This is a genomic window from Komagataeibacter medellinensis NBRC 3288 (genome assembly GCF_000182745.2).
In the GTDB taxonomy this organism is placed as follows: domain Bacteria; phylum Pseudomonadota; class Alphaproteobacteria; order Acetobacterales; family Acetobacteraceae; genus Komagataeibacter; species Komagataeibacter medellinensis.
This window is the reverse complement of sequence record NC_016027.1, coordinates 2106894-2119670: the sequence shown is the minus strand read 5'-3', so window position 1 is coordinate 2119670 and position 12777 is coordinate 2106894. Positions and strand designations below refer to the sequence as shown.

11 protein-coding genes, 1 tRNA gene and 1 pseudogene are annotated in these 12777 nt (G+C 64.0%); 1 reads left to right on the top strand and 12 read right to left on the bottom strand.

From position 1 onward, the window contains the following. Positions 1-69: 69 nt before the first annotated feature. Positions 70-1653 carry a Do family serine endopeptidase gene (locus GLX_RS09910; protein ID WP_014105832.1) on the bottom strand — a complete coding sequence of 528 codons (1584 nt, stop codon included), beginning with the start codon at positions 1651-1653 and terminating at the stop codon, positions 70-72. Positions 1654-1774: 121 nt separating this feature from the next. Then, entirely contained in the window at positions 1775-2209 is a 435-nt protein-coding gene (locus GLX_RS09905; RefSeq protein WP_041247339.1) for a nucleoside deaminase, read from the bottom strand. Positions 2210-2469: 260 nt separating this feature from the next. On the opposite strand from GLX_RS09905, the gene GLX_RS18740 reads away from it, so the two are divergent. Continuing rightward, positions 2470-2607 (top strand): hypothetical protein, encoded by a 138-nt coding sequence (locus tag GLX_RS18740; RefSeq protein WP_193360641.1) that lies wholly within the window; start codon positions 2470-2472, stop codon positions 2605-2607. Between the two features lie 3 nt (positions 2608-2610). On the opposite strand, the gene GLX_RS18995 is transcribed toward GLX_RS18740, so the two are convergent. The 10 genes and pseudogenes from GLX_RS18995 to GLX_RS09855 all read right to left on the bottom strand — a co-directional run bounded on the left by GLX_RS18995 (position 2611) and on the right by GLX_RS09855 (position 12777). Next, positions 2611-2871: a DNA translocase FtsK gene (locus GLX_RS18995; RefSeq protein ID WP_231850440.1), complete on the bottom strand. Its 261-nt coding sequence runs from the start codon at positions 2869-2871 to the stop codon at positions 2611-2613. A 51-nt stretch (positions 2872-2922) separates the two neighbouring features. Then, positions 2923-3585: pseudogene (locus tag GLX_RS09895) on the bottom strand (histidine phosphatase family protein); the annotation flags it as partial. A 36-nt stretch (positions 3586-3621) separates the two neighbouring features. Next, positions 3622-5727, bottom strand: coding sequence for a hypothetical protein (locus tag GLX_RS09890; protein WP_014105828.1), 2106 nt, complete (start codon positions 5725-5727; stop codon positions 3622-3624). Next, positions 5709-6464, bottom strand: a complete 756-nt coding sequence (locus GLX_RS09885; RefSeq protein WP_014105827.1) for an RluA family pseudouridine synthase — start codon at positions 6462-6464, stop codon at positions 5709-5711. The genes GLX_RS09890 and GLX_RS09885 overlap by 19 nt, the downstream gene beginning before the upstream one ends. Continuing rightward, a complete protein-coding gene (locus GLX_RS09880; RefSeq protein ID WP_041247338.1) occupies positions 6461-9289 on the bottom strand; it encodes a DNA translocase FtsK in 2829 nt (942 codons plus the stop codon). Before GLX_RS09880 ends, GLX_RS09885 begins: the two co-directional genes overlap by 4 nt. Before the next feature lie 164 nt (positions 9290-9453). Continuing rightward, on the bottom strand, positions 9454-10032 hold the full coding sequence (rsmD, locus tag GLX_RS09875) for a 16S rRNA (guanine(966)-N(2))-methyltransferase RsmD (RefSeq protein ID WP_014105825.1): 579 nt from the start codon (positions 10030-10032) through the stop codon (positions 9454-9456). Beyond that, positions 10032-10811: a pseudouridine synthase gene (locus GLX_RS09870; RefSeq protein WP_014105824.1), complete on the bottom strand. Its 780-nt coding sequence runs from the start codon at positions 10809-10811 to the stop codon at positions 10032-10034. Before GLX_RS09870 ends, rsmD begins: the two co-directional genes overlap by 1 nt. Further along, entirely contained in the window at positions 10808-11548 is a 741-nt protein-coding gene (locus GLX_RS09865; protein WP_014105823.1) for a gamma-glutamyl-gamma-aminobutyrate hydrolase family protein, read from the bottom strand. Before GLX_RS09865 ends, GLX_RS09870 begins: the two co-directional genes overlap by 4 nt. Positions 11549-11717: 169 nt before the next feature. Next, positions 11718-11793 (bottom strand) — tRNA-Lys (locus GLX_RS09860). Positions 11794-11877: 84 nt separating this feature from the next. Continuing rightward, on the bottom strand, positions 11878-12777 hold the full coding sequence (locus tag GLX_RS09855; protein ID WP_014105822.1) for a ParB/RepB/Spo0J family partition protein: 900 nt from the start codon (positions 12775-12777) through the stop codon (positions 11878-11880).

Sequence of the window (12777 nt, the reverse complement as noted above, 5' to 3'; positions counted from 1 at the left end):
CTGAAAAGAATACCGCCTTTTTAAAAAAAGACGGTACCAAAAATATTTTTATATTTTATTATCAATAGGTTAATTGATCTCTTGCTGGTCGTCATCATCCTGGCTGGCACTATCAGCGTCATCACTGTTGGGGCTGACCGCCACGAACACGCTCTGCCCGTTACGCACCACACGCAGCAGCACGGAATGGTTGGTCTGTAACGCCTGCCGGATGGCGGAAACTGTGGCGCGCGGGTTTTCCACCGGCACCTCACCCACGGCCTGAATCACATCACCCGCATGAATGCCAGCCTGTTCAGCCGAGGACCCGGGCTGCACATCGCTCACCACGACACCGCGTACGCTTTCCTCAAGCCCCAGTTGCTGACGCAGGTCAGGCGTAAGCGGGGCCAGGGTCACACCCAGCTTCGGGCCCTTGTCGGCATCGTGGGCGGTATCGCCCACCGTGCCATCAGCCGTGCCGCCCTTGCCAAGGGTGGAAATTACGACCGTGGCCGTCTGTGGTTTGTTGTTGCGCAGGTAGGACAGGGTGGCCTTCGTGCCCGGCACGATGGTGGCGACCTTGACTGCCAGCGTATGTGGAGTGTCAACGGGCTGGCCATTCAGGTCGGTCACCACGTCACCTGCCTTCAGTCCCGCCTTTTCCGCCGGACTGCCAGCGCTGACACTGGCCACCAGCGCGCCGGTTGCCGGTGCGCCCGAGGCCGAAGGCTTCATACCAAGCGCGCTGGCCATGGAGGGCGTGATGGCCTGCGCCGTTACCCCAAGGTAGCCGCGCGTGACGTGGCCGGTCTTTTCAAGCTGGTCGACAATGTTCTTGACGGTATCGGAGGGGATGGCAAAGCCAATGCCGATCGACCCGCCGGAGGGCGAGAGGATGGCGGTGTTCACCCCCACCACCTTGCCATCCTGCGTGAACAGCGGACCGCCCGAATTACCACGGTTGATGGGAGCATCGACCTGGATGAAAGAGTCATAGGGGCCATCACCGATATCGCGTCCACGGGCGGATACGATACCGGCGGTTACCGTGCCACCAAGGCCGTAGGGGTTGCCCACGGCCACCACCCACTCACCCGGCTCAACCTTGTCGGAGTCCCCCAGTTCGATGAAACGCAGCTTACCCGAGGGCGAGACCTTGAGCAGGGCGATGTCGGTCTTGGAATCGCGACCCACGATCTTGGCAGGCAGCGCCGTGCCGTCATCCAGCGTGACAGTCACCTTGGTCGCACCCTTGACCACATGGTTATTGGTCACGACGTACCCATCGGGCGAGATAACAAAGCCCGAGCCACGGGCTTCCACCGTCCGGTGCGCCTGCTGCGGCATCATCTGGAAGGGAAAGGGGAAGGGAAAGCCACCGGGCATGCCGCCGGGGCCACCATCCTCACCCGTATCGGCATCCTTGATGCGCGCGGTAATGGAGACCACGGCAGGCTTGACCTGCTTGACCAGGTGCACGAAGTTCGGCAGCTGCTGGATCTGGGTATCAGGGCGGATCACCCCGGTATCATCTGCCCGCGCGACAGGGGCGGCCAGCAGGCAGCCACCCGCGACCGTGCTGGCCACCAGTGAAGCCAGCAGCCTGCTACGAAACCGGCGGGGATTGGGGGTGTGCGACCGCAATACGTCTGACATGGCATCCCTGAACATAATGGTCCTGCTGAAACTCTGAACATACGGGCGGGACTGACCGCCGTGGCTTTACAGTCCCATCCCCTGCATTGTGCCGCAAGAGAGCCGACCCGTGTTATACCGTTGCATGACAAATAGGTTAGGCGCGCAAGCGGTGGAAGAAATCGCGCAACAGCGCACCCGCCTCGCGCTCACGCACGCCGCCCACCGTCTCGGGCCGGTGCAGGCAGCGCGGATGGGCAAACAGGCGCGGCCCGTGCTCCACCCCACCACCTTTGGGATCATAGGCCCCGAACACAATCCGCCCCATACGGAAATGGATGGCCGCAGCCGCACACATCGGACATGGTTCAAGGGTTACGTACAGCGTGCAGTCCGCCAGTCGCGCGCCACCGCGCAGACGGGTCGCCTCACGCATCACCTGCATTTCCGCATGGGCAGAAGGGTCGTGCCATGCCTCCACCCGGTTGCCCGCGCGCGCCAGCAGCCGTCCATCCGGCCCCGCAAGGGCAGCGCCGACCGGTACTTCCCCCCGAATCGCTGCGGCACGGGCTTCCTCCATCGCAATATCCATGAAGTCAGCCGGGCAAGCCTTAAAACCTGTCATGCCCGATACGATAACAGCGCCCCCTGCCCCGGCAAGGTGTCACCTCAACCCGAATATAGGGCATGACGACTTTTTTTGTGGATCAATGCCACTTCAACCTGCCAACATCGTTACAGACTGACATCAGCGCGCAGAGGCATGCAGGCCCGTACGCTGGCAGATACGCATACGGGCCGTTCCTGCTGCCATGGCGCATGCAGTCGGCCTATCGGGGGAAGGACAGGGTCATGCATACGCTCACGCTTGTTCTTGCCACGGCCGCCATCGTGGCGGGCATGGCCACATCAAACGGCTTACGCCCTGCACGCAGCCAGTCTGGCGACAGTTGCGTGCTGACCTGCATGCTGCACGCCAGCGCACGCTGAAAGTCAGCGTGGCTCCTGCACCACCGTATTGGGCATAAGCACGTCACGCTGTCCTACGGTGTTGGGTCCGCTGACCCGCCCTTCTTTTTCCATCTGCGCGATCATCCGGGCAGCACAGGCATAGTCGACGGACAGGATGCCCTGGAGGAAAGAAGCCGATACCTCGCGCTCGGCAGCCACAAGGGCAACCGCTTGGGCGTAAAGGGCTTCGGTATAGGTTTCGTCCTCCTCCCGGTCCAGGTCGATACCGGACCCGGCCAGCATCCTGTCCACTGCGGCAAGGTTGACGGGCCGCTGGACCACTACCGGAGGCTGGGGCAGTTCGTTCACGGTCACGATCCGCCACCCTTCGGGCAGACGTTCGATCACGCTCAGCGACAGGTTCTGGATGGAGAAATGCAGCGCCGTATCGGCATGGATGCGCAGCGCATGGGCCAGCGCGCCACGGATGGCCCCACCATGGCTGACCACAACCATGTCCTGCCCCACATGGCGTGCGGCCAGACGGTCCAGGCACGCCCCCACACGGGCACAGACCTGCACCATGCTTTCACCCTGCGGCGGTTGTTCGGTGGCACTGACGGACCAGAACGGATGGGCGGGCAGGCTCAGCCTGTCTGGCAGGGTATGGTGTTCAATCCCGTGCCATTCCCCCAGTGACTGTTCGATCAGGTCCGGCTCGACATGCATCGCGTGCGGGCCGTAACCCGCTTCCTGTATGGCGTGTGCCGTCTGCTGCGTGCGCGACAGAGGGGATGTGAACCACAGGGCCTGCTGCGGCAGGCGGCGGGCCAGAGCTTCGTACATCCAGCGCTGAGCCTTTAAGCTGTCGGGGCACAACGCCACATCCATCGTGCCATACAGCCGCATGCGGGCATTCTGTTCCACCAGCGCGTGCCGGATCAGCCAGAATCGGGTGACACCTTTTTGTAGCTGAGGGGTATCGAGAAAATTGCCGTGGTTGGTGTGTTTGCTCACGCTTGAAATCCGTCAGGTGAAAGGTGCACGAAAACGTCAGGCAGGCAGGATGGCCTGCGCCTGCCAGCCACGCGGCAGATACGTCTGGACCGGAGCGGCGCTGCCCAGACGGGACCAGTGACGCAGGATCAGGCTGATCTTGGCAAGGACCTGGCCCACATTGCGGACTTCACGCCCAAGCCGCTCGGTAGGGTCCATGCCCGCATGCGACGGCTCGCCCGAGACAAGCCGCGCACCGGCTGAAATACGTAGTGCCCCCGCAATCGCACCGGGCAGGTTGGGATGGGCCAGCGGCACCGGCTGGCCAATATGGCACAGCACGGCGGCAAGGCCCGCATCGGGGTCATCGACCGGAACAAGGCCGGACAGATCGGTATTGAGCCACGCATAAAGCTGGCGCGCCTGTGGCAGGGCCAGCGGGCGAAAGGTGCCCTGCGTGCCGGGTGCCCGAACAAAAAAGCTCAGAATGGTGGGCAGGCAGTCCCATGCATTATCCAGCACGGGCCGCTCGGGGGCTACGGGGGGCAGCAGTTCCAGCGCAGGGTCCGCCGTGATACGGCCAGCAACAGCGGACAGGAATCCCTTAAGCCGGTCATGGACCAGCACGCGCGGAATGGCGCTGAGCGCGGCCATTTCCGCCAGTGCCGCCTGCCAGCGCAGGATCAGACCGATATTGTGTCCTTCCGGCAGGATGCCGCAGGCCCGGCCCGCAGGCCAGGCATGGCGATAGCTGTAAGCGCCCAGCCCGACAGGCAGCGACCGGGGGCCATCCAGCCTGCGGCGCACGGCCGCAGGCAGCAGCAATGCGCCACAGAACGGCGGGCCAGTAAAGAATTTGGAGCCGGTCACCATGACCATCCACCCCATATCCAGATAGGCCCGCACGCGCAGCGGGTCCAGACGGGCCTGACAGGCATCCACCACTACATCGGGGGGGCAGCTTTCGCCTTCTTCCGGCGCACAGGCGTGCTCAAGAGCGGCAAGGCCGGGCGCCAGCAGCCCGGTCTTGGACAGGTCGAGGCGATGCAGCAGCACATGCTGGCCCGCATGGCGCATCCGCCATGTCAGGCGGCAGGTCTCGTCGTCCACATCCGCAGGCGGGCGTACATGGCCCGCCCCGTCGCGCATGGGCACGTTGATGACAAGGGTATCGTGTGCAAATCCCTCTATCCGCGCCCCCTTGGTCACTGACTGACCAAGGGCGGTATCATTGGCAAAATGGCAGCCCATCGCAGCCAGGGGTACGCCGCTGCCGGTCTCCTCCGGTGCCAGCAGGATATTGCTGACCGGGCGGCCTCCCGGCGCAAGGGCGGCCAGCGCCAGCGCATACAGTTCGCAATCCGTGCCCGATGGGGCAAGGACCACCCCTTCTTCCGCCGTCAGGCCGAAATGGGCCGCGATCCGGGTCTGTATGTCGCCATCAAGCTGCCGTGCGGCAGCTTCCGCCCGGCCCTGCAGGGCACCCGCCAGCAACGACAGCCGTGCCTTCTCCGCCCCGGCAAAGCCACGTTCGGACAGTGATGACGCCGTGGAGGATGCAAAGGTGATGGCCCATGGCCGGGGCCGGTGCGAGCAGCCATAATGGTTAAGGCCGGTCGCCGCATCCACGGCCAGCCGGGCGTCCCCCCCCGTGGCCATCAGGTTTTCGGTCGGTCCCAGCATGGGCCACAGGGCACGTAGCGCGGCATGGAGTGCACCAAAAGAAGCGGGTGCAACATCAGGGTCCAGCGTGGGTTGCAGGACCGCAAGGTGGGGCCAGATCAGGCGCAGGGACTCGGGCGTGGGTACATCGGCCCGCGCCATGTCCGGTACCCAGACGGCAGGCGCGTCTGTCTCCGCGCGCCCGGTATCAAGGTACCAGAACAGGGCCGCCGTGCGGGCGGCGCAGAAGCCAGCGCACAGGGGATCATGCGGGGCCAGTCCCAGCAACGGGGCCAGTTCAAGGGCATGGCGTAGGAAAAAAGCCGTCTCCTCCTGCTGCCCCTGGGCGGGCAGCCCCAGTACGATGGCACCACCCGGCAGGATACGGAAAGGAAGGTCGAGCGCGGGGTCCAGCATAATCTGCCGCTCGCCTGCAATCACCCGTAGGTCGGGACGGTCCAGAACGCGCAGCAGTTCCTGCGTCAATGTGTGGGCAAACACCGTGTCGCTTCCTTTTCCACGTTACCGGACGCAAGGGTCCAGCCAGCCTGTGCCATGGTGCGGCGCATATGCGCAGGGGGCATGGCCATGGCATGTACGGGAACGTCCAGCGGCAGGTGGATGCTCCGGCTCATCAGGTGTAGCGCCCCCGCCTGCCGCGCGCCATAGCGGCCATCACCCAGTATGGGGCACCCCAGGGCCGCGCAATGAGCACGGGCCTGATGGGTGCGCCCGGTTTCCAGCACCAGTTCCAGCCAACTGATCGGGTGGCCCGCATCATCGCGCCCCGTGGCCAGAACGCGCCAGCGCGTGCGGGCAGGCTGTCCGTCACGGGCGACCTGCATACGCCACTGCCGCCCCTGCTCCACGCGCGCAAGCGGTGCGTCCACCACACCGGATGGACCGGCTGGCGCGCCCTGCACAATGGCCCAGTATGTCTTGTCTACCCGCCCTGCCGCGAAGCATTCCTGCGCCGCCACAAGGGCCTGCTTGCGCAATGCCACCACAAGACAACCCGCCGTATCCTGGTCCAGCCGGTGGGCCAGCCACGGGCCGTTGCGATGCCGCGACAGCAGGGGAAACCAGTCCTCGACACTGGGACCGCCCGCACGCCCTGAATGCACCGGCAGGCCGGGTGGCTTGTCCAGCACAACAAACCTGTTGTCACGGTAAAGCACCGTAAAAGGCAGGACGCCTGCTGGCAGTGCTAGACCAGGCGGAGGGATGGGACGGGTCATTCGTCTTCCGCGGTGCGGCGCATCAGGACTTCACGCCGACCAACATGGTTGGCCTCGCTGACGAGACCTTCCTTTTCCATCTGTTCGATGATCTTGGCAGCCCGGTTATAGCCAATCGAAAGGTGACGCTGGATGAAGGAGGTCGAGGCCTTGCCTTCGCGCGCCACGACTTCCACCGCCTGGGCAAACAGGCCGTCTTCCTCGGCCCCTCCGGCGGGGGCGGAGAAGGGTTTGGCGGCACTATCCTCATCCTGCGGGGAGATGACATCATCATCATAGATCGGTTCGCCCTGTGCACACAGGAAGGCGACCACGGCCTCGACTTCACTGTCATCCACGAACGGACCGTGCACACGCATGATCCGCCCACCCGCCTGCATGAACAGCATGTCACCACGCCCCAGCAACTGTTCGGCCCCCTGCTCGCCCAGAATGGTACGGCTGTCGAACTTGCTGATGACCTGAAAGGAGATACGGGTGGGAAAGTTCGCCTTGATGGTGCCAGTAATCACATCGACCGATGGCCGCTGGGTGGCCAGGATCAGGTGAATGCCCGCCGCGCGCGCCTTCTGCGCCAGGCGTTGCAGCAGGGCTTCGATCTCCTTGCCCGCCACGATCATGAGATCGGCCATCTCGTCCACCACAATGACGAGATAGGGCAGCGAATCCAGCGCAAGCTGCTGTTCCTCGAACGTGGGCTTACCGGTTTCGGGGTCGTAGCCGGTCTGCACGCGGCGGGTCACGATCTCGCCGCGCGCACGGGCTTCGGCCACACGTTCATTATAGCTGGCGATGTTACGCACCTGCAGATGGGCCATGGCGCGGTAACGGCGATCCATCTCGCGCACTGCCCATTTCAGGGCGGCTACCGCCTTGGCCGGTTCCGTCACGACCGGCGTCATGAGGTGGGGAATGCCCTCATAGATCGAAAGCTCAAGGATCTTGGGATCGATCAGGATCAGGCGGCACTGTTCGGGCGAGAGGCGATAGAGCAGCGAGAGGATCATGGAGTTCACGCCCACCGACTTGCCCGACCCGGTGGTACCCGCGATCAGCAGGTGCGGCATGGCGCCAAGATCGCTGTAGACCGATTCGCCCGCAATATCCTTGCCCAGCGCAAGGTTGAGCCGGTTGCGTGAATGCGCCCATTGCGGGTCACTCAACAGTTCGGAGAAATAGACCGTCTCACGCCGTTCGTTGGGTACCTCGATCCCGATCACGTTACGTCCCGGCACTGTGGCGATACGCACGCTGAGCACCGAGAGCGAACGCGCCACATCATCCGCAAGACCGATCACGCGCGCCGCGCGGATGCCGGGGGCAGGCTGAAGTTCATATAGCGTAACAACCGGGCCAGCATGGTAGGCCTTGATCTCGCCCTGCACCCCATATTCAGACAACACGGTCACCAGGTGGGCAGCATTGGCCCTGAGCAGTTCTTCAGTTGGTTTGGTCGCGGCATCGGACGGTGGTGGTTTGAGCAGCGATAGCGGCGGAAACTGCCATTCCGGCTGGGGTGGCGGGGTGTAGCTTTCCTCCTCGACGGGCAGCACGACCGGGGGAGCGACCTCTTCCGGTGCGGCATGAGGGTCTTCGGCCACGCGGCTCCCACCGCCAGAGAACAGGCGCGACAGGAAGGTCGGCTTCGCAGGCTCAGGGAGCAAATATGGGAGGTCGTCCTCATCCTCGGGCATGACGATAAAGGGTTTCTGCTCGGTTACGGGCGGTTCTTCATGCCACGGCGCGCGGTCCGAGGTGGGGGCGGGCCCGAGCAACGGGGGCGAAACCTCTTCATCCATGCCCGGCGGGTGCATCCAGCTGGTCTGAAGCGAAACCTGTGCGGGCCTTGGGGCGTCCACCTTACGGCCCGGCAGGGCCTGCGAAGGGGCCTCCGTCTTGGCAAGGGCAACGGGACGGGTTTCCGGCGCTGCAACAGTCTTTGCCGGCGGCGTGCTGTCTACGGGCATCATGGCCGTGCCGGGTGCGGTGACGACCGGCGCAGGAGGCGTTGCATTAAAAGGGGTGCGGAATGGGGAGGATGGCTCCCGACCCGTAGTGTCCGCCGCGCGCGCGGCCGCTGGCTCCGCCTTGCGTGTCAGATAAGCGGGATAAGTATCCGTAGTCGTGTCATCATGTGCCTGCGGGGCCGTGCGATGCTTTACGTGCTGCAGCCAGCGCACCAGCACCACGGGTTGGCGCACGGCAAAGCGGATGGCCCGGCCCAGCGCCTTCCATTCGGACAGAGACAGCGCCATGGCCAGCAGCAGCAGCAGGCCGCCCAGAACCAGTCCGAGCAGCCAGACCAGCAGTGGGCCCCAGTGCCCAATGAACACGGTTGCTGCCTGAATGGACATATGCGCCACCGACAGGCCGACCGCACCCCCTACCCCTGCATCGGTTGGCCACAATGGCGCGTGCAGTCCCGGCAGTAGTAGCGGCAGGGCCGCGATATCGGCCGCAATGACCGGCAGGCCGCAGACAAGGGCGATGAAACGTAGCATGGCCGATGCCAGGCCATGGTGGCGGATCAGACGCCACCCCCATGCCAACAGACAAAAGATGGCCAGCATGCCCACGATCCCGAAATCCTGGAGCATGAAGTCCGCCAGATAGGCACCCGGCCTGCCCAGCAGGTTGTCCGGCGGCTGACTGCTGGCGGTATTGGCCGAAGGGTCACGCGGGTCGTAGCTCCACAATGCCAGTGTCAGGCAGAGTGCCACGATCCATAGCCCAAGCCCCCCCGCTTCCGTCAACCGTTCGCGCAGGCGCGAAGGCACCGATCCAGAGGAAAGCGAGTCAGGGACAAAACGGCTGAAGATCGCCAAAAATCCATATCCTGATCTTAAGGTCCACCTGCCTGCGCGCACGAATGGACCAAAGGTGCAACAGGCAGGGACAGCGCATGTCTTACCCGCCCATTCCCATCAAACAGGCTGACTATAACCCCGTCCACGGGACGGAAAGAAGGCCACTTGCATAAAATAGGGTATCAATGACCCCCTATTTCCGCCCCATGCCGCCAGACATACAGGTGAGCGGCCCCATGCCGGCGTGTAAGCAGCAGCCTGTCTGCCGCCACCGGGGCATTTTCCGCAGCCCCCGTTTCCACCACCACAAGGGTGCTGCCCCCCAGCCAGCCACCGCGTTCCAGCACGGCCAGCGCCTGTGCTGGCAGGTCATGGCCATAAGGCGGGTCCAGCAAGACCAGATCGACCGACCCGGCAGCCCCCGCAGGCGGCAGGCGCAGTAGGTCGAGCGCCCGTACCGTGCTGCGCGCATTCATGCCACAGCCCGCAATATTTTCCCGCAGGGCGCGCAGGGCGGCACGATCGCGCTCGACAAAGCACACACTGGCCGCACCGCGTGACAGGGCTTCCAGCCCCAGCGCGCCGGTGCCAGCAAACCCGTCCAGCACACGCGCGCCGCGCAGGAAATCCAGCCCGGCCCATGATGCGTGGGAAAGCGTATCAAACAGGGCCTGGCGCACACGGTCGGCCGTAGGGCGTGTGGCGTGCCCTGCCGGCGCGCGCAGGCTCCGCCCCCGGCATTCTCCCGCAATGATCCGCATTACGGCCTGCGCTGGAACTTGCCGCCAGACAGGCCGCCGGGCACCTGTTCGCGGATGACCTTGCCAGTGACTTCTTCCAGTTCGCCCTTTGTAAGCGTACCAAGCTGGAACGGCCCGTAGGATGTACGGATCAGGCGGCTGACATGCAGGTTAAGCCCCTGCATGACCCTGCGCACCTCACGGTTCTTGCCCTCACGCAATGACACGCTCAGCCAAGCGTTGTCTCCCTTGACCGAATCCAGTTGCGCCTCGATCGGACCGTAGCGGACGCCGTCGAATTCACTACCCCTGGCAAGGGAAGCCAGCAGGCGTTCATCCACCACACCGAATACGCGCACGCGGTAGCGGCGGATCCAGCCATTGCTGGGCAATTCCAGCTTGCGGGCCAGTTCGCCATCATTGGTCAGCAGCAGCAGCCCCTCGCTATTCAGGTCCAGCCGCCCCACACTGACAACACGCGGCAGACCGGGCGGCAGGGACTCGAACACGGTGGGGCGACCTTCGGGGTCACGGTGGGTGGTGACCAGCCCGTCGGGCTTGTGGTAGCGCCACAGCCGCGTGCGGTCAGGCGCGCTGACCACGCTACCATCGACCTGCACGATATCTCCTGCCCCCACGAAGGTAGCCGGATGGTTCACGACCGCACCGTTAAGCTGCACCCTGCCCTCGACAATCATGCGTTCCGCATCCCGCCTGCTGGCCACACCCGAACGGGCCAGCCACTTGGCGATACGGTCGCCCCTTTCGGGGGATGCGGAAGAAGAATGGTCCTGTGTCATGTTCCTGCCTGCCTTGCGGCGTCGATCAAACCTTCAAACAGGAGACGGTCCCCTGCCGATATGCCAAATTCGGGATGCCACTGCACCCCGATACAAAAAGGATAGCCGGGCAACTCCAACGCTTCCACCACCCCATCGGGTGCCCGCGCGCATATGACCCCGCGCCCGGCATCGCGCACCGCCTGATGATGCGACGAATTAACCGGCAGGCGCCCCGCCCCAACCAGCCGCGCCAGTTGCGTGCCTGCCATGATGTACACGTCATGCCCCGCCTCGTCACGCGGGTTGGGCTGTTCATGCGCCAGTGCGGCACAATAAGTATCAGGAATATGCTGCACCAGTGTACCGCCAAGCAGCACGGCCAGCAACTGCATGCCGCCACATATGCCCAGGATGGGCATGCTTTTCGCCATCGCGGCTTCCACAAGGGCTGCTTCGGCCATTGTCCGGCGTGGCTTGGTCTGGACGCTGGCATGCACATCAGGCGCGCCATACAGGTCAGGTGGCACATCAAAGGCCCCGCCCGTGACAACCAGCCCATCCAGCCGCGCCACCATCGCCGCAGCCATGGCCGGATCGTGCCCGAGAGCGACCGGCAGGCCACCACAGGCGGCAATGATGTCCATGTAGTTCTGCCGGATGGCATACCAAGGGAAGCGCGAATACCCGCCCGTGCCCTGTGGGGCCGGGGGTTCACTATCCAGCGTGACGCCAATCAGGGGAAGCCGGGCGCTCATCCCAGCCCCAGGGCACGCAGGCTGTCCGAAGGAAATGGACAGGTCATGATGATCCCTTCCCTATGTGCGCAAGGGAAACCGTAGCGCGAAATGAAGCCGGGGCACGAGACACAAAAAATCCCCATCGGCGAAGCCTGGATGGGGACTTGTCTATTCCTGTTAAACCCGGTGGTGGGCGCACAAGGGCTCGAACCTTGGACCCGCTGATTAAGAGTCAGCTGCTCTACCAACTGAGCTATGCGCCCACAGGGTTTACCCTCTCGGGTGAGAGGGCTTCTAGCAGTCACCCTACTGGCTGACAAGGGGTTTTTGCAATTTTGTGGAAATTTCTACTGCTGCAGCAGTCGTAGCAGGCCATCGAACTGTTCAAGCGAGCGATAGTCGATCCGAATACTCCCCCCCTTACCGTCAAAGCTGATCTGGACCTTCAGGCCCAGCCGGGCTGCAAGATCACGTTCCAGTGAGGCGATTTCCGGGTTACGGGCGGCTTTTTCCGCCCTATCGCGCGCAGCATTACTCTTGCGTTCCTGCTGCTTCGCCAAGGCTTCGGTCTGGCGCACGTTAAGCCCCTGCGCCAGCACCACCTTCAGGGCAGCGACCGGGTCGGCATGGGCCAGCAAGGCACGGGCGTGACCGGCCGAGAGGCTCTGGTGACGCACGGCATCACGCACGGGTGCGGGCAGTTGCAGCAGGCGCACCATGTTGGCCACATGCGGGCGGGACTTGCCAATCGCGCTGGCCAGTTCATCCTGTGTCAATTCGTAGTCATCAAGCAGGCGCTGGAGGCCTTCCGCCTCCTCGATGGCATTCAGGTCGGCGCGCTGGAGATTTTCCACCAGGGCAGCGGCCATGGCATCACCATCATCAAGCGGGCGGATATGGACGGGCACATCATGCAGACCCGCAATCTGGGAGGCACGCCAGCGCCGCTCGCCTGCAATGATCTGGTAAATGCCTGCGCGCTGCGGGTGCGGACGCACCAGAATGGGCTGCAGGATGCCGCGCACACGGATGGAACTGGCCAGTTCTTCCAGTGCTTCAGGCTCCATCTGCTGACGCGGCTGAAAGGGACTGGGTTCCATCACATCGACTGGCAGGCTGGCAATTACGTCCGATGCCTTGCGCCCTTCCACGGCGGGGGCCGCGGGCAGCATGTTAACCTGCTCGCCCAGCAATGCAGCAAGCCCGCGCCCGAGACGGGGGCGACTGGCGTCCTTTTTGGTTTTCAT

Excerpts from the sequence above, each read along its gene's own strand:
- GLX_RS09870 (WP_014105824.1), bottom strand. The coding sequence starts at position 10,811 with ATGACACAGGACCATTCTTCTTCCGCATCCCCCGAAAGGGGCGACCGT.
- GLX_RS09905 (WP_041247339.1), bottom strand. The coding sequence starts at position 2,209 with ATGGATATTGCGATGGAGGAAGCCCGTGCCGCAGCGATTCGGGGGGAA.
- rsmD (WP_014105825.1), bottom strand. The coding sequence starts at position 10,032 with ATGCGGATCATTGCGGGAGAATGCCGGGGGCGGAGCCTGCGCGCGCCG.
- GLX_RS18995 (WP_231850440.1), bottom strand. The coding sequence starts at position 2,871 with ATGCTGGCCGGGTCCGGTATCGACCTGGACCGGGAGGAGGACGAAACC.
- GLX_RS09865 (WP_014105823.1), bottom strand. The coding sequence starts at position 11,548 with ATGAGCGCCCGGCTTCCCCTGATTGGCGTCACGCTGGATAGTGAACCC.
- GLX_RS09885 (WP_014105827.1), bottom strand. The coding sequence starts at position 6,464 with ATGACCCGTCCCATCCCTCCGCCTGGTCTAGCACTGCCAGCAGGCGTC.
- GLX_RS18740 (WP_193360641.1), top strand. The coding sequence starts at position 2,470 with ATGCATACGCTCACGCTTGTTCTTGCCACGGCCGCCATCGTGGCGGGC.
- GLX_RS09855 (WP_014105822.1), bottom strand. The coding sequence starts at position 12,777 with ATGAAAACCAAAAAGGACGCCAGTCGCCCCCGTCTCGGGCGCGGGCTT.
- GLX_RS09910 (WP_014105832.1), bottom strand. The coding sequence starts at position 1,653 with ATGTTCAGGGATGCCATGTCAGACGTATTGCGGTCGCACACCCCCAAT.